At 59.5% G+C, this 25567-nt stretch carries 24 protein-coding genes; 9 read left to right on the top strand and 15 right to left on the bottom strand.

Features of this window, described 5'->3' with window-relative positions; translation table 11 throughout:
• Positions 1–2: 2 nt before the first annotated feature.
• From moaC to GVK32_RS23775, 4 genes are read left to right on the top strand one after another with little or no spacing between them, the layout of a single operon-like run.
• The gene (moaC, locus tag GVK32_RS23790; RefSeq protein ID WP_159870629.1) at positions 3–491 is read left to right on the top strand and encodes a cyclic pyranopterin monophosphate synthase MoaC; all 489 of its coding nucleotides are present in this window, start codon (positions 3–5) and stop codon (positions 489–491) included.
• Positions 484–732 (top strand): molybdopterin synthase sulfur carrier subunit, encoded by a 249-nt coding sequence (moaD, locus tag GVK32_RS23785; RefSeq protein ID WP_045854546.1) that lies wholly within the window; start codon positions 484–486, stop codon positions 730–732. The genes moaC and moaD overlap by 8 nt, the downstream gene beginning before the upstream one ends.
• 1 nt (position 733) lies before the next feature.
• The gene (gene moaE, locus GVK32_RS23780; RefSeq protein WP_041144688.1) at positions 734–1186 is read left to right on the top strand and encodes a molybdopterin synthase catalytic subunit MoaE; all 453 of its coding nucleotides are present in this window, start codon (positions 734–736) and stop codon (positions 1184–1186) included.
• 44 nt (positions 1187–1230) lie between these two features.
• Positions 1231–1935: a Bax inhibitor-1/YccA family protein gene (locus GVK32_RS23775; protein WP_095095297.1), complete on the top strand. Its 705-nt coding sequence runs from the start codon at positions 1231–1233 to the stop codon at positions 1933–1935.
• Positions 1936–2017: 82 nt separating this feature from the next.
• Here GVK32_RS23775 and GVK32_RS23770 read toward each other — a convergent pair whose 3' ends face one another.
• Genes GVK32_RS23770 through GVK32_RS23760 form a run of 3 tightly spaced genes read right to left on the bottom strand, consistent with a single transcriptional unit; the run spans position 2018 to position 4985 of the window.
• Positions 2018–2983: a lysylphosphatidylglycerol synthase domain-containing protein gene (locus GVK32_RS23770; RefSeq protein ID WP_159870627.1), complete on the bottom strand. Its 966-nt coding sequence runs from the start codon at positions 2981–2983 to the stop codon at positions 2018–2020.
• Complete coding sequence (clsB, locus tag GVK32_RS23765; protein WP_159870625.1) at positions 2983–4227, bottom strand: cardiolipin synthase ClsB; 1245 nt, start codon at positions 4225–4227, stop codon at positions 2983–2985. Before clsB ends, GVK32_RS23770 begins: the two co-directional genes overlap by 1 nt.
• Positions 4224–4985 carry an endonuclease/exonuclease/phosphatase family protein gene (locus GVK32_RS23760; protein WP_159870623.1) on the bottom strand — a complete coding sequence of 254 codons (762 nt, stop codon included), beginning with the start codon at positions 4983–4985 and terminating at the stop codon, positions 4224–4226. Before GVK32_RS23760 ends, clsB begins: the two co-directional genes overlap by 4 nt.
• A 131-nt stretch (positions 4986–5116) precedes the next feature.
• Here GVK32_RS23760 and GVK32_RS23755 point away from each other — a divergent pair, with 131 nt between their 5' ends.
• Positions 5117–5554, top strand: a complete 438-nt coding sequence (locus GVK32_RS23755; protein WP_045854551.1) for a YbhQ family protein — start codon at positions 5117–5119, stop codon at positions 5552–5554.
• 303 nt (positions 5555–5857) lie between these two features.
• On the opposite strand, the gene GVK32_RS23750 is transcribed toward GVK32_RS23755, so the two are convergent.
• Genes GVK32_RS23750 through cecR form a run of 5 tightly spaced genes read right to left on the bottom strand, consistent with a single transcriptional unit; the run spans position 5858 to position 11549 of the window.
• Positions 5858–6964, bottom strand: coding sequence for an ABC transporter permease (locus GVK32_RS23750; protein ID WP_159870621.1), 1107 nt, complete (start codon positions 6962–6964; stop codon positions 5858–5860).
• Between the two features lie 60 nt (positions 6965–7024).
• On the bottom strand, positions 7025–8146 hold the full coding sequence (locus GVK32_RS23745; RefSeq protein WP_159870736.1) for an ABC transporter permease: 1122 nt from the start codon (positions 8144–8146) through the stop codon (positions 7025–7027).
• A 1-nt stretch (position 8147) separates the two neighbouring features.
• Entirely contained in the window at positions 8148–9887 is a 1740-nt protein-coding gene (locus GVK32_RS23740) for an ATP-binding cassette domain-containing protein (protein WP_159870619.1), read from the bottom strand.
• Positions 9880–10875, bottom strand: a complete 996-nt coding sequence (hlyD, locus tag GVK32_RS23735) for a secretion protein HlyD (RefSeq protein ID WP_115193277.1) — start codon at positions 10873–10875, stop codon at positions 9880–9882. The genes GVK32_RS23740 and hlyD overlap by 8 nt, the downstream gene beginning before the upstream one ends.
• A complete protein-coding gene (cecR, locus tag GVK32_RS23730) occupies positions 10872–11549 on the bottom strand; it encodes a transcriptional regulator CecR (protein ID WP_159870617.1) in 678 nt (225 codons plus the stop codon). The genes hlyD and cecR overlap by 4 nt, the downstream gene beginning before the upstream one ends.
• A 258-nt stretch (positions 11550–11807) precedes the next feature.
• Between cecR and rhlE the strand changes: the two genes are divergently transcribed.
• The 3 genes from rhlE to ybiB all read left to right on the top strand — a co-directional run bounded on the left by rhlE (position 11808) and on the right by ybiB (position 16620).
• A complete protein-coding gene (gene rhlE / locus GVK32_RS23725) occupies positions 11808–13175 on the top strand; it encodes an ATP-dependent RNA helicase RhlE (RefSeq protein WP_041144699.1) in 1368 nt (455 codons plus the stop codon).
• A gap of 207 nt (positions 13176–13382) precedes the next feature.
• Positions 13383–15527 carry an ATP-dependent DNA helicase DinG gene (dinG, locus tag GVK32_RS23720; RefSeq protein WP_159870615.1) on the top strand — a complete coding sequence of 715 codons (2145 nt, stop codon included), beginning with the start codon at positions 13383–13385 and terminating at the stop codon, positions 15525–15527.
• A gap of 124 nt (positions 15528–15651) precedes the next feature.
• Positions 15652–16620 (top strand): DNA-binding protein YbiB, encoded by a 969-nt coding sequence (gene ybiB, locus GVK32_RS23715; RefSeq protein WP_159870613.1) that lies wholly within the window; start codon positions 15652–15654, stop codon positions 16618–16620.
• Between the two features lie 246 nt (positions 16621–16866).
• Here ybiB and ybiJ read toward each other — a convergent pair whose 3' ends face one another.
• From ybiJ to GVK32_RS23685, 6 genes are all read right to left on the bottom strand, one after another.
• Positions 16867–17127, bottom strand: a complete 261-nt coding sequence (gene ybiJ / locus GVK32_RS23710; RefSeq protein ID WP_159870610.1) for a DUF1471 family protein YbiJ — start codon at positions 17125–17127, stop codon at positions 16867–16869.
• A 285-nt stretch (positions 17128–17412) separates the two neighbouring features.
• Positions 17413–17679 (bottom strand): DksA/TraR family C4-type zinc finger protein, encoded by a 267-nt coding sequence (locus tag GVK32_RS23705; protein WP_041147552.1) that lies wholly within the window; start codon positions 17677–17679, stop codon positions 17413–17415.
• 192 nt (positions 17680–17871) lie between these two features.
• Positions 17872–18549: a PKHD-type hydroxylase YbiX gene (gene ybiX / locus GVK32_RS23700; RefSeq protein ID WP_159870607.1), complete on the bottom strand. Its 678-nt coding sequence runs from the start codon at positions 18547–18549 to the stop codon at positions 17872–17874.
• 45 nt (positions 18550–18594) lie between these two features.
• Positions 18595–20883: a catecholate siderophore receptor Fiu gene (locus tag GVK32_RS23695; RefSeq protein WP_159870604.1), complete on the bottom strand. Its 2289-nt coding sequence runs from the start codon at positions 20881–20883 to the stop codon at positions 18595–18597.
• A 288-nt stretch (positions 20884–21171) separates the two neighbouring features.
• The gene (locus tag GVK32_RS23690; RefSeq protein ID WP_159870601.1) at positions 21172–21435 is read right to left on the bottom strand and encodes a DUF1471 domain-containing protein; all 264 of its coding nucleotides are present in this window, start codon (positions 21433–21435) and stop codon (positions 21172–21174) included.
• A 171-nt stretch (positions 21436–21606) separates the two neighbouring features.
• On the bottom strand, positions 21607–22221 hold the full coding sequence (locus tag GVK32_RS23685; RefSeq protein ID WP_159870598.1) for a flavin reductase family protein: 615 nt from the start codon (positions 22219–22221) through the stop codon (positions 21607–21609).
• Positions 22222–22316: 95 nt separating this feature from the next.
• On the opposite strand from GVK32_RS23685, the gene rlmF reads away from it, so the two are divergent.
• Positions 22317–23231: a 23S rRNA (adenine(1618)-N(6))-methyltransferase RlmF gene (gene rlmF / locus GVK32_RS23680; protein ID WP_159870595.1), complete on the top strand. Its 915-nt coding sequence runs from the start codon at positions 22317–22319 to the stop codon at positions 23229–23231.
• 57 nt (positions 23232–23288) lie between these two features.
• Here the strand turns inward: rlmF and ybiO are convergent, their stop codons facing one another.
• A complete protein-coding gene (gene ybiO / locus GVK32_RS23675; RefSeq protein WP_159870592.1) occupies positions 23289–25505 on the bottom strand; it encodes a mechanosensitive channel protein in 2217 nt (738 codons plus the stop codon).
• Positions 25506–25567 lie beyond the last annotated feature (62 nt).

Below are 25567 nucleotides of genomic sequence, written 5' to 3'. Positions count from 1 at the left end.
TTATGTCACAACTGACCCATATTAACGCCGCCGGCGAGGCGCACATGGTCGACGTCTCGGCGAAGGCCGAAACGGTTCGCGAGGCGCGGGCTGAAGTATTTGTCGACATGCAGGCGACCACGCTGGCGATGATTATCGACGGCAGCCACCACAAGGGTGACGTTTTCGCCACCGCCCGCATTGCCGGGATCCAGGCGGCGAAGCGGACCTGGGAGCTGATCCCGCTGTGCCATCCGCTGATGCTAAGCAAAGTGGAGGTTAACCTGCAGGCGCAGCCTGAACATAGCCGGGTGCGGATCGAATCCCTCTGCCGGCTGACCGGGAAAACCGGCGTGGAGATGGAGGCGCTGACCGCGGCCTCCGTGGCGGCGCTGACGATTTACGATATGTGCAAAGCCGTGCAAAAAGATATGGTGATCGGCCCGCTGCGCCTGCTGGCGAAAAGCGGCGGTAAATCCGGCGACTTTAAGGCGGACGACGCTCATGATTAAGGTTCTGTTTTTTGCCCAGGTGCGCGAGCTGGTGGGCACCGATGCGTTAACCCTCGACGCGAGCGAGGCCTCGACGGTGGAGGCGGTTCGCCGTCAGCTCATTGCCCGCGGCGACCGCTGGGCGCTGGCGCTGGAAGAGGGCAAGCTGCTGGCGGCGGTGAACCAGACGCTGACCACCTTTGACCATCCGGTCACCGCCGGTGACGAAGTGGCGTTTTTCCCGCCGGTCACGGGAGGCTGAGATGACGCAAACCCGCATTATTGTCAGCCCGGCGCGCTTTCGCGTTGGCGACGAGTATCCGTGGCTTGCCGAGCGCGATGAGGACGGCGCCGTCGTCACCTTCACCGGCAAAGTGCGTAACCACAATCTTGGCGAGAGCGTCAAGGCGCTGACCCTCGAACACTATCCGGGCATGACCGAAAAATCGCTGGCGGAGATTGTCGAACTGGCGCGCGAGCGCTGGCCGCTGGGGCGGGTCACGGTGATTCACCGCATCGGTGAAATGTGGCCGGGCGAAGAGATTGTGTTTGTTGGCGTCACTAGCGCGCACCGCAGCAGCGCCTTTGCCGCCGGCGAATTCATTATGGATTATCTGAAAACCCGCGCGCCGTTCTGGAAGCGTGAAGCCACGCCGGAAGGCGAACGCTGGGTTGACGCGCGCGACAGCGATCGTCAGGCGGCAGAGCGCTGGTAGTATGATACGCTTAAAGGGTTAATTTCGTTAATCAGGAGATAGTCATGGACAGATTCCCCCGTTCCGATTCCATCGTCCAGGCGCGCAGCGGCCTGCAAACCTATATGGCCCAGGTGTACGGCTGGATGACGGTCGGCCTGCTGCTAACGGCGTTTATCGCCTGGTTTGCCGCCAACACGCCGGCGGTGATGATGTTTGTTTTTTCCAGCAAAATTACCTTCTTCGGGCTGATTATCGCCCAGCTGGCGCTGGTTTTCGTGCTCTCCGGGATGGTGCAGCGCCTGAGCGCGGGCATGGCGACGACGCTATTTATGCTCTATTCGGCGCTGACAGGGCTCACGCTATCCAGCATTTTCATCGTCTACACCTATTCGTCGATTGCCAGCACCTTTGTGGTCAGCGGCGGGATGTTTGGCGCCATGAGCCTCTACGGCTACACCACTAAACGCGATCTCAGCGGCTTTGGTAACATGCTGTTTATGGCGCTGATTGGTATCGTACTGGCCTCGCTGGTGAACTTCTGGCTGAAGAGCGAGGCGCTGATGTGGGCGGTGACCTATATCGGGGTGATTGTGTTCGTGGGCCTCACCGCCTATGACACCCAGAAGCTGAAAAATATCGGTGAGCAGATCGATACCCGCGATACTTCGACGTTGCGCAAATACTCGATCCTCGGCGCGTTGACGCTGTATCTGGACTTTATCAACCTGTTCCTGATGCTGCTGCGTATTTTCGGCAACCGCCGTTAAGATCTTAAAACCCCGACAGGCCCTACGCCGCCGGGGTTTTCTTCTTATCTCTTATCTCTTATCTCTTATCTCTTCTCTCTTTTCATCCGCCCGCCAGCTTGTGCTGATTTTTCTCCCGCAGCTTTTTGGCCTGGCTTTCCAGAATCAGATAGCCCATCGTGGCGATCGCCAGCGGCAGGAAGTAATAGAGCAGGCGGTACGCGAGCAGGGCGGCAATCACCGCTCCCCGGGAAATCGACTCCGCTGAGAGCATCGCGATAAACACCGCCTCCAGCACGCCAATACCGGCGGGGATATGCACCACCACCCCGACGATGCTACTCACCAGCAGCGCTCCCAGCACGAGGAAGTAGCTCACCTCCTGACCCAGCAGCAGCCAGATAATGACCCCCATCACCAGCCAGTTGGCGCAGGAAAGCGCGGCCTGCAGCAGCGCGAAGCGCCAGGAGGGAAGCACCAGCCGCTGCCCCTTTATCGTCAGATGGCGGCGTTTGGCGAACGCGCAGGCCCACAGATAGAGGGTTGAAATCAGCAGCATCGCGATGCCGATGATGCGCAGCGTCTCCTGGCTGATGTACCAGCGCGCGGGAAGCGGCACCAAACCGGCGCTAAAAACTACCCCGCCGAGCACCACGTAGCCCAGCCAGTTGGTGGTAATGCTCAGCGAAAAGATGCGGGTAATGGTTGCGCCGCGCAGGCCGAGGCGGGAATAAAGGCGATAGCGCATCCCGATTCCGCCGATCCAGGTGCTGAGGGTCAGGTTAAAGGCGTAGCAGATAAACGACACCAGCATCACCTGGCGCTTAGCCAGCCGGTGCCCGCAGTAGGCGCGCCCGAGCAGGTCATAGCAGCCGTAGATCAGATAGCTGACGATAACCAGGCCAAAGGCGCCGAGCAGCGCCACGCGGTTATAGCCGCGAATCACTTTCCATACCTCTGGCCAGTCTATTTTTTGCGCATAGACCACCAGCAGTACGGCAACGGCGATAAAAAAGAGTCCGCTGAGGATGCGTTTGGCCAGCCGCCAGCGAGGGTGTGATTTGGCCATCAGGATTTTACCTCCGGGCTCTGCGCCTGCGTCCGATCCTGAGTTTCCATTTCCGGCTGCGCCGGCGGTTTGACCTGCGCCATCTTCGGCGTATGGGCGGGCAGCCAGCCTACCCACGCCGGGAAGTGACGCAGGAAGTGGAAGGCCAGCACGCTGCGGCCCAGATTCCACCAGCTGCGTTTGGGCAGCATGGAGCGGTCTACCTGCTTGCAGTCCTGCTGGATAAGCGTATTCAGATTATCGCGCAGGGTTTGGTTGAACTCCCGGTCGTGAACGATCAGGTTGGCCTCGAGGTTTAATGAGAGGCTGAGCGGGTCGAGGTTGCTGGAGCCGACGGTAGCCCAGTGGTCGTCCGCGAGGGCGACCTTGCCGTGTAGCGGGCGGCGGCGATACTCAAAAACCTGCACGCCGCCCTTCACCAGATAGTTGTACAGCAGCCGCGCGCCAACCTTGACGATGGGAATATCGGGTTCACCCTGCACGATAAGCTTCACCCGCACGCCGCGCCGGGCGGCGCTGCGCATCGCGTGCAGCAGCCGGTAGCCGGGGAAGAAATAGGCGTTGGCGATAATCACCTCCCGGCGTGCGTTGGTGAGCATTTTCAGGTAGTGACGTTCGATATCGTCCCGATGTTCGAGATTGTCCCGCCAGACGAACAGCGCCTGGGCTTCGCCGGGATGCTGGTTAACCTCCGGCTGGTGGCGACGCCGACGCCAGCGACGGAGCCCGCCTTCGTTGGCGGGCAGGTTTTGCTGCACAAACTGCGCAATATCCAGCACCACCGCCCCCTCCACCTGGACGGCATAGTCCTGCTTAGCCTCCGGGCCGTAGTCGGTCATATGCTCCGCGGAGTAGTTAATCCCGCCGACAAACGCCGTGGTGTCATCCACGACGACAATTTTACGGTGCATGCGGCGAAACAGGTTGGTGCGCATCCCCAGCAGGCGCGGGCGCGGGTCGTAGTAGCGAAATATCACCCCCGCCGAGATGAGTTCGTTAACGAAGCCATCGCTCAGGTCAGGGGAGCCGTAGCCGTCGAGCAGCACCTCCACCTCGACGCCGCGGCGCGCGGCCTTCAGCAGTACCGCATGGAGCTGCCAGCCCACGTCATCCTCGAACCAGATGAAGGTTTCAAGGGTCACCTTGCGCTTTGCGCGGTCAACGGCGCGAAACAGCGCCGGATAGTAGCTATCGCCGTTCTCCAGAAGCTGGATCCGGTTTCCATTCTGCCAGCTGCATTTCACAGATGAAGCTCCACGCTGAGCGGGGCGTGATCGGAAAGATGACGCCATTGCTGAAGATCCAACGCCCGTGGCTGACCGGCGTGGACGTTTTTGACATAGATGCGGTCAAGGCGCAGCAGCGGAAAGCGCGCCGGGAACGTGCGCGCCGGGCGACCGCGGGCACGGGTGAAGATCTCCTCCAGCCCGGCCAGCGTCTTGAGCGGACGGTTAGCCTGCTGGCGCCAGTCATTAAAATCACCCGCGACCACCACCGGCTCTCCCTCCGGCAGGCTGTTAACCCGCTCGGCCAGCATCGCCAACTGGGCCCGCCGCTGTCCCGCGCTGAGCCCTAAATGAACGCAAATCAGATGCAGATGCACGCCGCTTTCCGGCACCACGATCCGACAGTAGAGCAGGCCGCGTTTTTCGCTCTGGCCGACTGAAATGTCGAGATTCTCATAGTGTTCGATAGGGAATCGGGAGAGCACGGCGTTGCCGTGATGTCCCTGCGGGTATACCGCGTTGCGCCCGTAGGCGTAATCGCTCCACATCGCATCGGCAAGAAACTCATAGTGGGTGGTATCCGGCCAGTTTTCGATATGCAGGGGGTGAATCTCATGCGCGCCCATCACCTCCTGGAGGCAAACAATGTCGGCGTCGATGCTGCGTACCGCGTCGCGGAGTTCGGGCAGAATGAAGCGTCGGTTAAACGTCGTAAAGCCTTTATGGGTGTTAATTGTCAGCACGTTTACTGAGAATAAAGGGTTTTTCTCGGCCATATTTCCCCGGTTAACATCTCTTTCCTGAATGAAATAGTGTAGTAGCTGTCACAAAAAGATGCGGTGATACGGAATTTTCCGTAAAGTGCGGTACTCTGAGTTACAGATAAAGATCCTTCAGGAGAGAAGCCATGAAGTGGCAACAACGTGTACGCGTCGCAACTGGCCTCAGTTGCTGGCAGATTATGTTGCATCTACTGGTCGTGGCAGTACTGGTGATGGGTTGGATGGGCGGCGCGCTGGTTCGTGTCGGATTAGGGCTGTGCGTGCTGTACGGCGTTACGCTGCTGTCGATGCTGTTTTTACAGCGTCACCACGAAGAGCGCTGGCGCGATGTCGGTGATTTCCTTGAGGAGCTCACCACCACCTGGTACTTTGGCGCCGCGGTTATCGTGCTGTGGCTGCTGTCACGGGTGCTGCACAATAATCTGCTGCTGGCGCTCGCCGGGCTGGTTATTCTGGCCGGTCCGGCGGTGGTATCGCTGCTGGCGAAAGATAAAAACCGCTACCCTAAAGCGTTCGGACTGCATCAAGGCGGCAGCGCAGCGAATCCCCGGGATCATAGATAGCTGTGTGATTGCGGTGAGTAATCAAGTCAACGCCGAGGCAGCCTGAACGATAGCAAGGATCCCCTAAAGCGTTCGGACTGCATCAGGGCGGCAGCGCAGCGAATCCTCGTGATCATAGATAGCTGTGTGATTGCGGTGAGTAATCAAGTCAACGCCGAGGCAGCCTGAACGATAGCAAGGATCCCCTAAAGCGTTCGGGTTGCATCAAGGCGGCGACGCGACGAATCCCCGGGAGCATAGATAGCTATGTGACCGGGGTGAGTAAGGAAGCCAACGCCGAGGCAGCCTGAACGATGACGGGGATCAGGCGATTTTTCTGCGGAACATTGCATACGCCGCTGACCCCGTGGTGGCCGCTATGACCAGTAGCGGCCACAAACTTCCCCACACAATCTCCAGACTCGCGTCCTTCAAATAAATCTGCTTGGTAATATCGGTAAAGTGACGAATGGGATTTATCCACGTCACGTCCTGCAGCCATTGCGGCATGTTTTCGACCGGTGAAACGTAGCCGGAGAGCAGGATTGCCGGCATCATAAAGACAAATACGCCAATAAACGCCTGCTGCTGAGTCGAGCACAGCGATGAAATCAGCAGGCCAAATCCCACCAGCGAAAGCCCGTAAATCAGCATCGTAAAGTAAAACAGCAGCAGCGAGCCGGCGAAGGGGATCTGATAGGCCCAGATCCCGACCCCCAGCACGATGCTGGCCTGCAGGGTGGCAACGATCAGCGCCGGTATCGCTTTACCGACGAAAATTTGCCAGGTCGCCAGCGGCGAGACCAGCAGCTGATCGAGGGTTCCCTGTTCACGCTCGCGCGCAACCGATAGCGAGGTGACGATCATCACGCCGATAGTGGTGATCATGGCGATCAGCGACGGGACCACGAACCACTTATAGTCGAGGTTGGGGTTATACCAGTTGCGTACGACCAGCTCGCTGTTGTTAGGCCTGGCTTTCCCCTCCAGCAACTCCTGCTGATACTCTTTGACGATTTGCTGCAGGTAGTTGGCGGCGATTTGCGCGCTGTTTGAGTTGCGACCGTCCAGCAGCAGCTGGAGCGGGGCGGTCTGATAGCTATCGAGGTTGCGCGAGAAATCAGCCGGGAAGCGGATCAGCAGCAGCGCCTTCTGCTCATCAATAGTGGGCTGGATCTCCTGCGGGCTTTTGAGGATCAGAATATGGGTGAAGGCCCTGGCGCGGGCAAAGCGCTGCGTCAGCTCAACCGCGTGGCTGCCATTGTCTTCGTTATAGATAGCAATGGTGGCATTGGTCACCTCCAGCGTCGCGGCGAAGGGGAACAGCAGCACCTGAATCAGCACCGGCATAATCAAAATCGCCCGCGTCTGCGGCTCGCGCAGCAGCGACTGTAGTTCTTTGCGAATCAACGTCCATAAGCGATGAAACATCGTCAGCTCTCTCTTTACGCTGCCCCCGGATAGCGACCGCAGGGGCAAATAGCTAATGCCCTAATCCAGGCGTCGTTTGGTTTTCAGCCACGTCAGGCCGATAAACATCACCGCCGAGGCGATCAGAAACATCACGTTTACCAGCAGCACCACCGGAATATTGCCTGCCAGGAACAGGCTTTGCAGGGTACTGACAAAATAGCGGGCCGGGATAACGTAGGTCACCGCGCGGATGATCGCGGGCATGCTGTCTATCTGGAAAATAAACCCTGACAGCATAATCGACGGCAGAAAGGCGGCGTTGAGCGCCACCTGGGCGGCGTTAAACTGGTTGCGGGTGATGGTCGAAATCAGCAGCCCCATCCCCAGGGTGCTGAGCAAAAACAGGCTGGTGATGAAAAACAGAATCACCAGCGAGCCGCGATAGGGCACATCGAGAATAAATACCGCCACCAGCATGCACAGCAGCATCGCCAGCATGCCGAGAAAATAGTAGGGGATAAGCTTACACAGCAGCAGCTCGACGCGGGTAATTTCGGTGGAGAGCAGCGCCTCCATGGTGCCGCGCTCCCATTCGCGGGCGATAACCAGCGAGGTGAGGATCGCCCCAATGACCGTCATAATGATGGTGATCGCGCCGGGAATAATAAAATGCTGGCTGATCGCCGCCGGGTTAAACCAGTAGCGGGTTTGCACGTCGATCAACGGTTCAAAGGTTTCACCGCGATCCTCCGCCCGCTGCTGCTGCCAGATCTGCCAGATACCTTCGATATAGCCCTGGGCAAAGTTGGCGGTATTGGGCTCGCTGCCGTCGGTAATGAGCTGAATAGGGGCATCGTCGCCGGGGCGGGCCATCTTCTGGTCAAAATCCACCGGAATGGTCACCAGCGCGCGGATCCGCCCGGCCTGCATAAGCTGAATCAGCTGCTGGCGATTATCGCTGATGGTGGCGTCAATGTAGGGCGAGCCGGTCATGGTGTGGACGAAATCCAGCGCCTCTTCGCTCTGCTGCTCCAGCAGCACGCCGACCCGCAGCCGGCTAGAGTCGAGGTTGATGCCGTAGCCAAAGATAAACAGCAGCATCAGCGGGATCACCACCGCAATCAACCAGCTGCTGGGATCGCGTACGATCTGCCGCGTCTCCTTGACGCACAGGGCGCGCACGCGCCGCCATGACAGCATTTTAGCGCTCACTGCTATTCTCCTTATCCCAGTCGTGAATCAGGGTGATAAACGCCTGCTCCATGGTGGGGTCCGGCTGCTCATCGCTGGCCGCCAGCGCTTTTAGCGCATCCGGGGTGCCGCTGGCGATAAGCTTGCCGCGATAGACCAGGCCGATTCGGTCGCAGTATTCGGCTTCGTCCATAAAGTGGGTGGTGACCATCACCGTCACGCCTTTATCGACCATGCTATTGATATGCAGCCAGAATTCTCGGCGGGTGAGGGGGTCGACGCCGGAGGTCGGCTCATCGAGAAACAGGATATCCGGCTCGTGCATCAGCGAGCAGGCCAGGGCCAGCCGCTGCTTGTAGCCCAGCGGCAGCTCGTCGGCGGCGTGGTTGGCTATCTCCTTCAGGCCGAAGGCTTCGCTCATGCGCTCAATTTTTTCGTTCTGCACCCGGCCGCGCAGGCCGTAAACGCCGGAGAAGAAGCGCAGGTTCTGCTCAACGCTCAGGTTGCCGTAGAGCGAAAACTTCTGCGCCATATAGCCGAGATGCTGACGGGCCTTGCCGGAGCTGACCTTCAGATCCATGCCCAGCACCAGCGCCTTACCGGAGGTGGGCACCAGCAGGCCGCACATCATTTTAAAGGTGGTTGATTTACCCGCGCCGTTGGGGCCGAGGAGACCGAAAATTTCGCCGCGCTTAACCTTGAAATCAACGTGGTCGGTGGCGGCGAAATCGCCGAATTTTTTGGTTAAGGTTTGCGCTTCGATAACCGTTTCATCATGGGAGCCTTCGACGCTGTGAATAATCGCCCCCAGCGGCGACTCTGCGGTGCCGGCGCCGCCCAGCAGGTCAATAAACGCATCCTCAAAGCGCGGCGAGGTTTCGGCGATCTCCAGCGGCGGCAGGCTGGGGTGGTTGCGCACCTCGTTTATGCTGGCCTCCTTCTTGAGGATCAGGCGCACCGATTTGCCCTGAATGACGCCGTCGCTGATTTGCGGCAGCTTCAGCGCCCGCTGCAGGAGGCGGCGGTTGTTCTCTTCCCGGCTGGAGACCAAAAAGCTGCGTCCGGCCATCGTTTGGGTCAGGGAACGGGGCTCCCCCTGATACAGCAGCTGGCCTTCGTTCATCAGCAGTACCTCGCGGCACTGCTCCGCTTCATCAAGGTACGATGTGCTCCAGAGGATCAGCATTCCGTCCCCCGCCAGCTCATGGACCATTTGCCACAGCTCGCGGCGCGAGATGGGGTCAACGCCGACGCCCGGTTCGTCAAGCAGCAGCACCTTCGGCTCGCCCACCAGCGTACAGGCCAGCCCCAGCTTCTGCTTCATGCCGCCGGAGAGCTTACCGGCCAGCCGGTCGGTGAAGGGGCCGAGGGAGGTAAACTCGAGCAGGCGGTCGAAAATTTTCCGCCGCGCTTCGCCGGTCACGCTGCGCAGATCGGCATACAGCGTCAGGTTCTCCATCACCGTCAGGTCTTCGTACAGGCCGAACTTTTGCGGCATATAGCCGAGCACCGCGTGCAGGGCGCTATCGTCGTGAATCGGATCGAAGCCGATGACGCTGGCGCTGCCGCTATCCGCCTTGAGCAGCCCGGCGAGCATGCGCATCAGGGTGGTTTTCCCCGCGCCGTCGGGCCCGACCAGTCCAGTGACGTAGCCCGAGCGAACGGTGCAGCTCAGCGGGGCAACGGCGGGCCGCGTCATGCCGGCGAAGCTGCGGGTCAGCCCGTCAAGGGTGATGAGCTCTTCACTCATGTCCGTTTCCGCTGCTGAAGGTGACGGTGACCGGCATCCCCTGGCGCAGCGCGTCGTCGGGGTCGGTCACCACGATACGCAGGCGGTAGACCAGGTCGGTTCGCAGGTCCGGCGTCTCTACGGTCTTCGGCGTAAATTCAGCCGTCGGCGAAACGAAGCCAATCCTGCCGCGATAGGGCTGACTGGGGCGGCTATCGGTGTACAGCAGCACCTCGCGTCCTGGCTGCGCGTTGCCGAGATTTTTTTCATCAATGTAGGCACGAACCCATACCGGGCGGGTTAACGACAGCGTCATGACGGTAGCTCCTGCGCTGAGCATGCTGCCCGGCTCAACGGCGCGGGTCATCAGCGTGCCGTCGGAAGGTGCGGCCAGCGTGGTATCGTGCAGATCGAGTTTCGCCTGCGCCAGGGCGGCCTGCGCCTGTTCAAGGTTGGCTTTGGCCTGGGCTATCTCCTGCGGACGGTTGCCCGCGCGATACTGGCGCAGCTTATCCTGCGCCGATTTCAGCGTTGCCTGAGCCTGGTCGCGCGCGGATCGCGCGTTGTCGAGATCGTTAACGGAAATGGCGCTGCTTTTGCGCAGCCCCAGCTGACGCTGGTAGAAGTTCTGCGCGTATTCATAGGCCGCCTGCGCCTGGTTAACCGCCGCCGCGGCCTGGGCAATCTCTTCCGCCCGGTAGCCGGCCATCATCAGGTCATACTGCGCCTGGGCGGTTGAGACGTTGGCCTGCGCCTGCTGCAGCGCATTTTCATAAGGGGCGCGGTCGAGCTGGCCCAGGGTTTGCCCGGCCTTGATAGCGTCGCCCTCGTCCACGCTCAGCGAAGCCAGCCGCCCGCCGACGCGGAAGCTCATGTTAACGGTACGAATATCGACGTTGCCATACAGGGTCAGCCCCTTCTGCTGGCTGCTTTGATACCACCACCAGCCGCCGCCCGTAGCAACGATCAGCAGCAGCACCACCAGGACGACGATGAGCGGTTTTTTCATGATCCCAAACTCCTTTGCGATAATCCTTGCAGAACGAAATCGATATGGCAGGTAATAACCTGATAAATTTGCTCGGTTTTTTCGGCATCAAACTGCGCCCATCCGGTGCGCAGCAAAATGGTTTCTCGGCCAAGGCGAAAGGCGAGGATCTCCCCCAGCAGCGCGTGGGTATGCAGGACCATCCGCGTGTCGTCCGCCTCAAGCCCGGTAAAGGCGGCGATTAATCGCGTCAGGTAGCAGTGTAGCGGAGCGATCACCTGGTCATGGATTAACTGGTACGCCGGGGTGGGCGACAGCTGCTCCCGGGAGATAAATTTGCTCAGGTTGACCGTGTCATCCTGGGTGAGCAGCAGGATCATGTTCCGGCAGGCGCCGAGGATCAGCGTCCGCATGGCCTCTTTATCCGGGTGCGATTCGGCAAGCAGCCGCTCCGCCGCTTCGGCGTGAGGGCGAAAATTGTGGCCAATAAAGTCGGCTATCCACTGCGCGCAGGCGAGATAGAGATCGTCCTTTGAGCCGAAGTAGTAGGGGATTGCGGCGATGTTTTGCCCGGCCTGGGCGGCAATATCGCGGGTGGTGGCATGCAGGCCATATTCGCCAAACTGGGCGATAGCTGCGCTAATCAACTGGCTTTTTGCCTGTTCACCTTTGCTGGTCGCGGGAGTAGTATTCATCGCACCTGAGAAATTAATCAATCGATTGATTAAGAGTATGACCAATTCGCGGAACTGTCCACAATGGTGAATACTCTATTTATCGCCAACAAATAGAGGAGCTTGATTTCGCAGAAAACCCCGAGGGGATTTTTATGCGATACGTCACAAAACCTGCTAGACTGCGCCCCTTCATGGCATTGTGGTTTTTGCCATCTCTTACGCAATAATCTCCCCGAAAACTACGCCTGTAAAAGGCCGGGGCGGTTTGGAGTTGTTATGTCTTTTGATTCCCTTGGCCTTAATCCTGAAATCCTGCGTGCCGTAGCCGAACAGGGTTATGTTGAGCCAACCCCCATTCAGCAACAGGCTATCCCTGCGGTGTTGCAGGGGCGCGATCTGATGGCCAGCGCCCAGACCGGCACCGGCAAAACGGCGGGCTTTACCCTGCCGCTGCTTCAGCATCTGATCCAGCAAGAGCCGCACGCGAAGGGCCGTCGCCCGGTGCGCGCGCTGATCCTCACCCCCACGCGTGAGCTGGCCGCTCAGATTGGCGAAAACGTTCGTGATTACAGCAAGTATCTGAACGTTCGCTCGCTGGTGGTATTCGGCGGCGTGAGCATTAACCCGCAGATGATGAAACTGCGCAGCGGCGTCGATATCCTGGTGGCAACGCCGGGTCGCCTGCTGGATCTGGAACACCAGAACGCCGTCAGCCTGGATAAGGTCGAAGTGCTGGTGCTGGATGAAGCCGACCGGATGCTGGACATGGGCTTTATCCATGATATTCGCCGCGTGCTGTCGAAGCTGCCGGCGAAGCGCCAGAACCTGCTGTTCTCGGCAACCTTCTCCGACGAGATTAAATCGCTGGCGGAAAAGCTGCTGCATAACCCGCTGGAAATCGAAGTCGCTCGTCGCAACACGGCCTCCGAGCAAGTCAGCCAGTACGTGCATTTCGTTGATAAGAAGCGCAAGCGCGAGCTGCTGTCGCAGATGATCGGCGAAGGCAACTGGCAGCAGGTGCTGGTCTTTACCCGTACCAAGCATGGCGCCAACCACCTGGCGGAGCAGCTGAACAAAGACGGCATTCGCAGCGCCGCTATCCACGGCAACAAAAGCCAGGGCGCGCGTACCCGCGCATTAGCTGATTTTAAATCCGGCGGCATTCGCGTGCTGGTGGCGACCGACATTGCCGCTCGCGGCCTGGATATCGAAGAGCTGCCGCACGTGGTGAACTACGAGCTGCCGAACGTGCCGGAAGATTATGTCCACCGTATTGGCCGTACCGGCCGCGCCGCCGCTACCGGCGAAGCGCTGTCGCTGGTCTGCGTTGATGAGCATAAGCTGCTGCACGACATCGAGCGTCTGCTGAAAAAAGAGATCCCACGCATTAGCGTTGCCGGCTATGAGCCGGATCCGTCCATCAGAGCGGAGCCGATTCAAAACGGTCGTCAGCAGCGCAGCGGCGGCGGTGGTCGCGGTCAGGGCCAGGGACGCGGCGGCCAGAGTCAGGGTCGCGCTGGTCAGAGCCAGGGTCGTGGTCAGCAGTCTTCACCGCGCCGCAGCGACGGTGATGCGCCGAAAGCGCGTACTCAGGACGGCAAACCGCAGCGTCGTCGCTCGCGCAAGCCAGCGGCCGCTGAGTAAACGCACTTCTGCAAACCTGCTATCCCCGCGGCAGCCCGGCGCTGCCCGAGGGTACAGGTTTGATTCTCCGGGCGGGTCTCCCTGCCCGGAACACCCCCGCCTGATGCTAAACCTCGAGCACGATCCCCGTTTGCTCAGAAAGAAATTCCTCCAGCCAGGCAAAAAGTGTCACAATAGTGGCTGTTTATACAGTATTCAGGTTTTCTCATGGCTTTGACCACTGCGCTAAAAACGCAAATCGCCGCCTGGTATAAGGCGCTCCAGGAACAAATTCCGGACTTTATTCCCCGCACCCCGCAGCGGCAGATGATTGCTGACGTCGCGAAAACGCTCGCCGGGGAAGAGGGAAGGCATCTGGCGATTGAGGCGCCGACCGGCGTCGGGAAAACCCTGTCGTACCTGATCCCCGGTATTGCCATCGCCCGCGAAGAGCAAAAAACGCTGGTGGTCAGCACCGCCAACGTTGCCCTGCAGGACCAGATCTTCAGCAAAGACCTGCCGCTGCTGCGTAAAATCATCCCCGATCTGCGCTTCACCGCCGCCTTTGGCCGCGGGCGCTACGTTTGCCCGCGGAACCTCAACGCGATGGCCAGTACCGATCCAACGCAGCAGGATCTGCTGGCGTTTCTTGACGACGACCTCACGCCGAACAATCAGGCGGAGCAGAAGCTGTGCGCCACGCTGAAGAGCGATCTTGATAGCTATAAATGGGACGGCCTGCGCGATCACAGCGACAAGGCCATCGATGACGCGCTATGGGGCCGTCTGAGCACCGATAAGGCAAGCTGCCTGAACCGCAACTGCCACTACTATCGCGAATGCCCGTTCTTCGTCGCCCGGCGTGAGATTCAGGAAGCCGAAGTGGTGGTGGCAAACCATGCGCTGGTGATGGCGGCGATGGAGAGCGAAGCGGTGCTGCCGGAGCCGAAAAACCTGCTGCTGGTACTCGATGAGGGCCACCATTTGCCTGATGTCGCCCGGGATGCGCTGGAGATGAGCGCTGAAATTACCGCCCCCTGGTATCGGCTACAGCTCGATCTTTTCACCCGCCTGGTGGCGACCTGCATGGAGCAGTTTCGGCCCAAAACGACGCCGCCGCTGGCGAACCCCGAGCGGCTGAACGCCCACTGCGAGGAGCTGTCCGAGCTCATCTCCTCGCTGAATAACATTTTGAATCTGTATATGCCTGCCGCTCAGGAAGCCGAGCACCGCTTCCCGATGGGGGAGCTGCCGCAGGAGGTGATGGATATCTGCCAGCGGCTGGCCAAGCTGACCGAGACGCTGCGCGGCCTGGCGGAGCTGTTTCTTAACGATCTCAGCGAAAAAACCGGCAGCCATGACGTGGTCCGCCTGCACCGGGTGCTGCTGCAAATGAACCGCGCGCTGGGCATGTTTGAAAGCCAAAGCAAGCTGTGGCGGCTGGCATCGCTGGCGCAGTCATCCGGCGCGCCGGTCACTAAGTGGGCCTCCCGCGATCTGCGCGACGGCCAGGCGCATATCTGGTTCCACTGCGTCGGGATTCGCGTTAGCGATCAGCTGGAACGTCTGCTGTGGCGCAGCGTGCCGCATATTGTCGTCACTTCCGCCACCCTGCGTTCGCTGAACAGCTTTTCTCGCCTGCAGGAGATGAGCGGCCTTAAGGAGAAGGCCGGGGATCGCTTCGTCGCCCTGGATTCGCCCTTCAACCACGTCGAGCAGGGAAAAATTATCATCCCGCAGATGCACTATGAGCCGGTCATCGACAACGAAGAGCAGCATATTGCCGAAATGGCGGCCTGCTTTCGCGAGCACGTCGAGAGTAAAAAGCACCTCGGGATGCTGGTGCTGTTTGCCAGCGGGCGGGCGATGCAGCGTTTTCTCGAGCACGTCACCGATCTGCGCCTGATGCTGCTGGTGCAGGGCGATAAGCCCCGCTACCGACTGGTGGAGCTGCACCGTAAAAAGGTCGAGAGCGGCGAGCGTAGCGTGCTGGTCGGGCTGCAGTCGTTTGCCGAGGGGCTGGACCTCAAGGGCGAGCTGCTGAGCCAGGTCCATATCCACAAAATAGCCTTCCCGCCGATAGACAGCCCGGTGGTGATCACCGAAGGCGAGTGGCTTAAGAGCCTGAACCGCTATCCCTTCGAGGTACAAAGCCTGCCGAGCGCCTCCTTTAACCTGATTCAGCAGGTCGGCCGTCTGATCCGCAGCCACAGCTGCTGGGGGGAGGTGGTGATTTACGATAAGCGTTTGTTGACCAAAAATTACGGCAAGCGTTTACTGAATGCATTACCCGTATTTCCGATAGAGCAACCTGCCGTCCCGGAGGTTATAGTAAAAAGTAAAACCAAACAGACGCGTCGCAAACGTCGCTAGCGGCGCAGGTCGGCAATGTGAGCAGCACGACTCGTCCTCCTTCGCACATCGGTAAAGGGCAGCCGCAAGGATACTGCGGCAATCTGTGTATCGCGTGAAGCAGGGCGGATAAGAGGAATCTTCGATGGATTACACCAAGATCGTTAAAGAAGTCGGGCGGGGGAAAAATCACGCCCGCGACCTGGATGTGGAGACCGCCCGCGCGCTGTACGTGCGGATGCTCAACGGCGAGGTTGCCGAGCTGGAGCTGGGTGCGATTCTGATTGCCCTGCGCATTAAGGGTGAAGGCGAAGCGGAGATGAGGGGCTTCTATGAGGCGATGCAGCAGCAAACGCTGCGCCTGACGCCGCCGGTAGCACGGCCGATGCCGATTGTGATCCCCAGCTACAACGGCGCGCGTAAGCAGGCTAACCTGACGCCGCTGCTAGCCGTCCTGCTGCATAAGCTCGGCTTCCCGGTGCTGGTGCACGGCGTCAGCCACGATCCAACCCGGGTGCTGACGGAGACGATTTTTGAGCTGATGGGGATCCCGATTACGCAGCACGCCGGCCAGGCCCAGGCGCGTCTGGACGGCAACGAGCCGGTCTATATCCCGGTTGGCGCCCTCTGTCCGCCGCTGGAGAAGCAGCTGGCTCTGCGCTGGCGGCTGGGCGTTCGCAACAGCGCGCATACGCTGGCTAAGCTGGCGACGCCGTTTGCCGAAGACGCGGCCCTGCGATTGTCGAGCGTGTCGCATCCGGAATACATCGGCAAGGTGGCAAAATTCTTTAGCGAAACCGGCGGTCGCGCGCTGCTGATGCACGGTACCGAAGGCGAGGTGTATGCCAACCCTCAGCGCTGTCCGCAAATTAGCCTGATTGACGGGAGCGGCACGCGGGCGCTGTACGAGCGGCAGAATGATACACCGGCGCAGGCCCCAGCGCTGCCGGAGTCAAAAGATCCTGCGGTGACCGCGCGCTGGACCGAGCGCTGCGCGGCGGGGCTTGAGCCGCTGCCGCAGCCGCTGCGGATCCAGCTGGCGTGCTGCCTGCTGGCGACCGGAGAGGTGGCGTCCCTGGAGGAGGGGCTGGCTAAGGTTGCGGAGCGCTGGTAGCGCGCGGTCGCTCAACGCTGTGGGATCATCAAGGAGCGCGGGGTCATAGTGAACGGAACATTCCCCCTGTGCGAGCATAGACAGAAGTCAATCACGCGATAAGGCTTTGCAAAACCACCGCCTGAAGGCATCACTCGAGCCCGAAAAAAAACAAAAAAAGCCCGTCCGGTGGCACGGACGGGCAAAACAAGGGTATTAAAGGGTATTTCAGGGGTAATACAGTGGCACTACAGGGTCGGGCGGCGATTATTTATAGATAACCGCGGTACCGCTAACTTTGTTGTTGGTGTTAGCGGAGGTAATGTTGTAACCGGTCGCGCCAGCGGCATCCGCTTTAGCAGCCAGTTTGGCCTCCAGGCCATCCAGAGTGGTTGCGCCTTCAGCAGAAACGACGCCAATTTTGTTCATGCTTTCTGCCTGAGCCGGGGTGACCGACTGAGCGGCGAAAGCACCAAAGGACAGAGCGGACAGGGCGATAGCAGCGGCAGCATATTTGATGGTTTTCATAGTTAATCTCTCGCAGGTTGTTCTGTTAGGGTGACGATGTTCCGTCGATGTGATAAGTATCACGTTTTTTTGCGAGATATAAAATCGAAGGAAATTAACAGTCTCTATCGAATTTTTTGAATGATTATTAATTTATTGATTATTAATAAATTATTCATCAGAAACGGGACATTGGCTTCGGCAGAGAAGTACTGCGGGCTTTTAGGGCACATTTTGCTACTTTATTCGCCAAAAAACGTGCGCGAAAAGATAATGCGATCTGTGGTAATTAACGGTAAAGGAAGGTCAGCGTAGCTGGCTATCCTTGGAGCCACGACGATTATATCCTGAAAATGTATTGTTATGTAAGTCTTTATCCTGTTGGCATTTCACGCAGTATCTGACCCCAGCAATCGCCCTGCGTCGGGCCTCAGGAATGGGCTCTCCGCATTCATCACAAAATTTGTGGCTCTCGCCGCCCGGTAGCTCGCTTCGCGCCCGCGCAACCGCATCGTCAATCGTGCTGTCGATCTGCTGCTGCACCGCGTCATCATTTGCCCAGCCTGATGCCATGATGTACCTCCCATCTGATGCTGTATCAATTAACAGAGAGTCAAAATCGTTCACTCTGCCGCCTGGCGGCGGGGGCCGCGCTTTCCCGGAACGCGGAAAACGGCGCGGCGTGAGCGCGCTTTATCAGCGCGAAGGCCGCCGGAAATAAGAAGAGTATAGATAAGATGGGGGCAGAAAAGGGTCAGACAAGGCTTAGATCTCTGACCATTCCCGCAGCAGGTTATGGTACAGGTTGAGCAGCGACAGGACCTCTTCACTCTCGCCGTGGCGGCTCTTCAGCGCCTGGATAGTGCCGTCCAGCTCAAACAGCATCGCGCGCCGTTTATCATCGCGGATCATCGACTGAACCCACAGGAAGGAGGCGACGCGGGCGCCCTGGGTCACCGGGGTCACGCAGTGCAGGCTGCTGGAAGGGTAGAGCACCAGATCGCCCGCCGGGAGCTTAACCGCGTGCTGTCCGTAGGTATCGTTGATGACCAGCTCGCCGCCGGTATAGTCCTCCGGGGCGCTCAGAAACAGGGTGGCGGAAAGGTCGGTGCGCATCCAGCCGCCCTGGGCCTGACTGCGGACCGCGCCGTCAACGTGAAAACCGTAGGTTTCGCTCTGCTGGTAGCGGTTGAAAAGGGGGCTGGAGAGGGTTTTTGGCAGCGCGGCGGCGAAAAACAGCGAGCTGCGGTTGAGCGCCGCCAGCACTTTACCCTGCAGCTCATCGTACAGCGCGCTGCGGGTATCTACCTGCTGATTATTTTTTACCTGCGCGCCCTGATCGCCGGTGGTTGCGCGTCCGTCAACCCACTCGGCCTGCTGCAGCCGCCCGCTAAAATAGTCAACTTCCTGTAGGCTGAGGACGGCGGGAATATGGTACATCATGGTTATTTCTCCTGAACAAGCGGGGCGCAAGCGCCCCGCTGCGGATTAGAAGTGCATATTGGCGGTCAGCAGGAACGTACGCGGCTCGCCCGGATGATAACGGTAGCCGCTCTTGTTGATTGAGGCGACATAGTTGGTATCAAACAGGTTATAGACGTTCAGCTGCAGATCGAGGTTACGGTTAATGCGATAGCCGACCTTCGCATCTGCCACCCAGTAGCCTTCGGTGTAGGACGGCGTACCGACGGCGCCATCGCTGCCGCGGTGCATACTGCCGATATAGCGCGCTCCGGCGCCAAGGGCAAGGGCATCGGTGGCCTGGTACTGGCTCCAGACGGTAAAGGCGTGCTCAGGCGTGTACGGCAGCGCGCTGGTGCCATCCTGGGCGACGTTGTTGCCTTCTCTGATGCTGGCGTGCTGCTGGGTATATCCGCCGATAACCTGCCAGTCCGGCGTGATGTTGCCGGCCAGCGACAGCTCGTAGCCTTCGACGCGTTTTTTACCGTACTGCGAGTAGGTGCCGTCGTCGTTTTGCTCGACTTCGTTTTCAATATCGGTACGGAACAGGGCCGCCGTCAGCAGCAGGCGCTTGTCCATCAGCTCCCACTTGGTGCCCACTTCGCTGGTTTTCGCTTTCTGCGGCTGGAAATCGGTGCGGTTAGCGCTATTTCCCGTTCCGCTCTGCGCGAGGGCAAAGTTGTTGCCGCCCGGAGGCTGCTGAGAGATGGCGTAGTTGACGTAGACGTTGCCGTTATCGGTCAGGTGATACAGCGCGCCGGCTTTCCAGTTAACCAGGTTGCCGCTGGTTGAGGTATCAACGGTGGTTACCGGCGAGTTTTTCGCCACGCCGTCCGGGCAGGCCACTGCGCCACGACCGGTGCCGCCGCACAGGCTCGCGCTATCGTATTTAGTCTGGTAGTTATCCAGACGAATGCCGCCGTTGATCTCAAAGTCCCGGGTAATCTGCAGGGTATCAAAGGCGTATACCCCGAAGGTGTCGGTCTGGCCGTTGGCGTTGGCGCCGCTGCGATCCAGGCCGCCGATGGAGATCGCGCTGTTCGGGTGGTAAATATTCACCGCCGGAGGCGCGATTGGATAGACGCCGTAGTTGGTCTGCGTTTCCCGGGTTAGCTCGAAGCCAGTGCTGATGTCATGACCGATCGATCCGGTATAGAACTTTGTGGTCAGGTTAGTCTGGTTGGTCAGGATTTTGTTGCTGACGTCCTTGGTATTAGCCTGGCGCGACCAGGTCCAGGTGCCGACGTCGTTTGGGTCCGGCTGGGTAATGTTCGATGCGCCGCCCATCACCGCGGTGAGCAAATAATCCTGCTTCACGCGCGACCAGCGGGTGGTGTTGCGGATGGTCGTGGTATCGCTCAGGTCGTGCTCAAAGCGCATGGTCACCGTATCGGTGGTGGAATCGTCGTAATCCGACTCGGTGCCGTAGAAGTTGCTGGTCGCGACTTTACCGGAGTGGTTCAGGGCCGCGGTTCCCGCGCTCGGCGCGGAGTATCCCGGCAGGCCGATGGTCGGAATACCGCCGTCCGGCGTGTTGTGCTGGGTGACGTGCAGATAGTTGAGATAGAGACGGTTCTCAGTGCCGAGGCCGAAGGCGGCCGATGGCGCAATCCCGTAGCGTTCATTTTTAACGTTATCGCGACCGGCGTCGTGGGTCTTCTCCCCCATCAGGTTCAGACGCACCGCGCTGGTTTCGCCGACAGCCTGGTTGATGTCGAGCGTGCCGCGGCGGAACCAGGCGCTGCCGACGCTGGCGGAGGCATCAATGCCGGAGTCCAGGCGCGGCTGCTTGCTGATCATATTGATCGAGCCGCTGGGTGCGCTGCGGCCGTAGTCAGAACCCGATGGTCCCTTGATGACTTCCACCTGCTCGGTGTTAAAGGTGTCGCGGGTCACGCTGCCGATATCGCGAACGCCGTCGATATAGATGCTGTTTGACGTATCGACACCGCGCATATAAACGGAGTCGCCGGTCGATGAACTGCCGTTTTCACCGGCATAAAAGGCCCCCACGCCCGGGACGTTTTTCAACGCATCGGTGAGGTTGGTGACGCCCTGATCTTTCATCACCTGATCGGAAACCACGGTTACCGTACGGGTCGTATCGACCAGCGGGCGGGAAAACTTGGGATCGGCGGATTGGGTTGGGGCATACAGCGAGGGCGCCTGCGCCTCTACCACCAGCGTTTCGCCGCCATTTTTTTCAGTGCCATCCGCTGCCAGCACCTGGCCTGTCGGCGACAGGCTCAGACACAGGCCGGTAAAAATCGTCAGCGAGCCAAAACTGCTGAACGGTAAATTATGTTTTTTATCCATTTTCAATGAGCAACTTATAGTTTTAATTTAAGCCATTACGACCGCAGGCGCGGCGATGCCGTACCCCGACCACTGCAGGTGATTTGTTAAAATAACAATGCGTTTGATAATGATTTTGATAAGCATTATCAAATAAGGGCAAATTTTTATCACTCATTGATAAAAAAATAAATGCATTTCTTTACATATACTGCATTTTTTCTACATAAACCGACTTTGTCAGCAGAGAGCAGGGCAAACGAGGGCGAAGGCTGCTGGAAGTCCGCTTCCAACCGGGCCGTCGGGGCGTTATTTATAGATGATGGCGGTGCCTGCCATCCTGTTTGTGCCGCCAGCAGCGTTGATACGCCAGGCTATCGCCCCCTGCTGATGCGCTTTTTGCGCCAGCTGTGCCTGCAGATCGTCAAGATTGCTGGCGCCGGAAGCGGAGACAGTGCCTGAAGGCCGCAGCGGGCCGGTGTCGGCGGGAGCAGAGAGGGGAGCTGCGGGCTGGGCAGTAAAAGAGGCGGCGGCAAGGGCGACAGTCGCGAGTAACAGCAAAGATCTTCTCATGAGCATATCCTCATTAACGGCATGGGACATACTCTAAGTTTAGGCCTTTGCCGCAGGATAATCAGGATAAAAAATTGAGGCTAAACAACGATTTTTTTTGGCTAATGCCGCTCGCCCGCCCGTGCGAATGAGGTCGCGTCGGACGGACGGCGAGTCGGCGCCGGGATGGCGCTAGCGGGCGTCGGGGCGGATCAGGTCAAAACGCTGGCTTTCATCAATACCGTAGTAGGCGCTCGGGCCACCGGCGCGCAGGATCGGCTGGGCTTTGGCGGTCTGATAGATGCCCTCTTCCAGCAGCGACTTGTCGATATGGACCGCGACAACCTCGCCAAGCACCAGCCAGCTGTCAACGGGGGTGCCGTCGGCAGTGGTCAGGCGGATGCACTGCGAGAGGCGACACTCAAAGTTCACCGGGCTTTGTGCAACCCGCGGAGCGGCGACGATCCGGCTGGCGGCGGCGGTCAGCCCGGCGCGGGTGAATTCATCTTCGTGGCGCGGGAGGCTGGCAGAGGTCTCGTTCATGGCTTCGGCCAGCGGGCGGGTTGCCAGATTCCAGACAAATTCTTTCGTTTCGACAATATTCTGTACGCTATCCTTCCAACCGCTGCTGGCAAAGCCGATAATCGGTGGCCGATAGTTAAAGCAGTTAAAGAAACTGTAGGGTGCGAGATTGCGCTGTCCTGCCGTATCCAGCGAGGCGATCCAGCCGATAGGACGCGGCCCGATAATAGCGTTAAGCGGGTCGTGCGGCAGACCGTGTCCCTGCGAAGGTTGATAGAAATACATAGAATACCCGTAACCGAAGAGGAGATATCCAGACTCCCTTATTTACCGCGCCGCCGTCAACGGGTATCTTACGCGGCTGTTCAAAGGAGATTGCCATGAAAGCCCAGAAACCGGGGTTACACCCGCGTAACCGTCACCATCAACGTTATGATTTGCCCGAGCTCTGCCTGGCTCACCCCGAGCTCGAGGGTTTTATCACCCTGAATCCGGCGGGCGAGCAGACCGTTGACTTTGCCAACCCACTCGCGGTGAAGGCGCTGAATAAGGCGCTGCTGGCGCACTTTTACGCGGTGAAACACTGGGATATTCCGGATGGCTTCCTGTGTCCGCCGGTACCGGGAAGGGCGGATTATATCCACCATCTCGCCGACCTGCTGGCGCTGGATACCGGCACGATCCCCGAGAGTGCGAGCATTCTGGATATCGGTACCGGCGCAAACTGCATCTATCCGCTGATCGGCACGCATGAATACGGCTGGCGCTTTACCGGCAGCGAAACCAGCCAGGAGGCGCTCTCCAGCGCGCTGGCCATTATCAGCGGCAACCCGGGCATGAGTCGCCAGATTCGCCTGCGTCGTCAAAAAGACGCCACGGCGATCTTTACCGGCGTGATCCATAAAAACGAATGCTTTGACGCGACGCTTTGCAACCCGCCGTTCCACGATTCTGCCGCCAGCGCGCAGGCGGGCGGCGAGCGCAAACGCCGCAACCTGGGCCTGGGAGCCGATAGCGTGATGAACTTTGGCGGCCAGCAGCAGGAGCTGTGGTGCGAAGGCGGCGAAGTGGCCTTCATCACCAGGATGATTGAGGAGAGCCAGCAGTTTGGCCGTCAGGTTAAATGGTTTACGTCGCTGGTCTCCCGCGGTGACAACCTGCCGCCGCTGTATCGCGCCCTGACAGAAGTCGGCGCGGTGAAGGTGGTGAAAAAAGAGATGGCGCAGGGGCAGAAGCAGAGCCGCTTTATCGCCTGGACCTTTATGGATGAAGCAAAGCGCCGACGCGCGTTTTAAGCCGTTCGCTCAGCTTAGCGTTGTTAGCGCCCCGGTCTGCTCCGTGCAGCCGGGGCGCTATAGCGTTGGCTCCGCCGGGGCCGGCGGCCCGTCAACGGCGGCGGGCGTCATCGGCAGCACCTGGTAGGTTTGCACCGGCGCGCGCACGCCGGCAAGATCGAAATGCCTTTTAACCTGCGTATCCAGCGCAAAACGCACAGTCCACTGCTTCAGCGGCAGCGTGGTAAAGGTCACCCGTAGGGTAAAGGCGGTATTGCTCAGGCCGACAAGCCCGGCAAACGACGGCTCGCCAATCACCAGCCCACGCACCTCCTCCTGGGCCATCACGTCCGCCACCGCATCCTTCAGCGCCCGGCAGGCCTTATCCAGGTCCTCATGGCGGTCGACGTCGTAGTTAGCCACCACCGAGCCGATCCCGCGCACGAAGTTGGCGAAGGTGGTGATCGAAGACCACGGAATAATGTGGTAGGCGCCGGTATCCTGGCGCACCCCGACCGAGCGAATCGACATCCGCTCCACCGTGCCGGTTAGCGGCCCGATCGTCACCAGATCGCCGGTGTTCATCCCATTTTCAAACTGAATAAAAATGCCGGTGATAATATCTTTCACCAGCGTTTGCGCGCCGAAGGAGATTGCCAGCCCCAGCGCCCCCGCGCCTGCCAGCAGCGGGGCGATATTGACCCCCACTTCCGAGAGCAGGATCATCACGGTGATGGTGCTGATGATCACCGCCAGCGCGTTGCGAAACAGCGTCAGCAGCGTTCTCGCCCGGGCGCCGGGCAGCGGACGGCCGTGAATATCCGAGGCGAGGCGGTTTTCTATCAGGCTGGCGAGTAGCGTCCAGCCGATGGCGGAGAAGAAGAGGATCAGCGCGATGCGGATCATCACATCCACCGCCTTCTGCCCGGCGCCGTTATGCATCCAGTTCCAGAAATCGAACAGCCCCCAGGCGCTGAGCAGCAGCATAATGGCGACGGCGACCACCAAAATGCGCGCCACCTTCAGCGCCACGGAGATCCAGCCGTTGAGCCGCTTCTGCAGCTCAGGATAGCTGCGCTGGGTTTGCGGCGACAGGGTGATGGTTTTGGCTATCCAGCGCGACAAAATGCCGGAGATCAGCGCCGCGGCGCCGACGATCGCCAGGCTGCGCACCGTGGCGCCCATCATAAACTTCAGGCTGTTGCCCGGGTCGAAAAGCGAAAAGAAAAACAGTACGATGAAATAGGCGCAGGCCAGCCAGTGCCAGACCAGCGCAAAGGCGCGGATAAACAGGCTGAAGAAGGCCAGCGAGCGGTCCGCCAGATGAATCAACCCTTCGGTAATCACGTGCTTGTTATGAAAAATCAGGTACAGCGCCCACAGGGTGATGCACAGCATAATGGCCACGTTGGCTAGCGCGCCGACCTGGACGTTGACCTGGTTGGAGATAATCGGCACGGCGACGATCAGGCCGTAGCCAATCAGGCTGCTGAGCGCGCTCAGGCGCATGTTCCAGTATTTCGCACTGTCGTCGCTGAGGTTAAACGGCCGCAGGTCCGCCACCCGTGGGCAGAAAATCAGCCGCAGAATAGCTTTGAAGAACTCGATCAGCGCGAAGGCGTTGAGGAACAGGCTTTGCTGGAAGGCGATGGTGCGGTTGCCACCGTTGAGCCTGTCGCTGAGCAGTTGGCCAACGAACAGCGTGAGCGCCAGCAGGATCAGGTCGAAGATAAAGGCGCCGGCAATCGTGGCCGGCAGCTGCAGCCAGTTGCTGCGATCGTGGTTTTTATGCCGCCCCCACTGGCCCATTTTGCGATACAGCGGCAGCGCGGCCAGCCGCACCAGCCACCAGAAGGCAAAGACCAGCGCCGCCAGCATCAGGAAGGTGCTCGCAGCGTGGCGGAAGGTATCGGCATGGAAAGGCTTATGCGGCGCGCCGGTAATATTGCGCCACAGCTGCGAGAAACGCGACGAGAAGCGCTCGCCGTATTCGCGGCTGATGTGGGTGACGTTTTCCAGCACCGTCGGCTGCTCTTCCTCTTTCGGCGGCGTCAGCGTTGGCGCGCTGGCCGGCGGCGGCGTGGCGGCGGCGGTGCGCAGCTGGTCGATGAGCTCCTGGCGAGCGGCGTCGTTATCCAGCACGTCGGCCAGCGCCGCGTAGGCGGCCTTTTTCTTCTCAAGGTCGGGTTCATTGCTGGCGGAGTGCTGCGGGGCGGCGGTCGGGACGCCGGGCAGGGCTGCAGCCGACAGCGGGGCGGTAAAGAGTGCGGCAAGCAGTAACAGGATCCACGGCACGAGCACCTCCGTTGCGTCTCAAACCAGTAAGTATAGAAGACGATGTCGGGAGGGCGGGGGTG

Origin of the sequence: Klebsiella sp. 18074 (assembly GCF_902705905.1) — a bacterium.
Lineage (GTDB): Bacteria > Pseudomonadota > Gammaproteobacteria > Enterobacterales > Enterobacteriaceae > Klebsiella > Klebsiella terrigena.
This window is presented reverse-complemented; position numbering and strand designations above follow the sequence as displayed.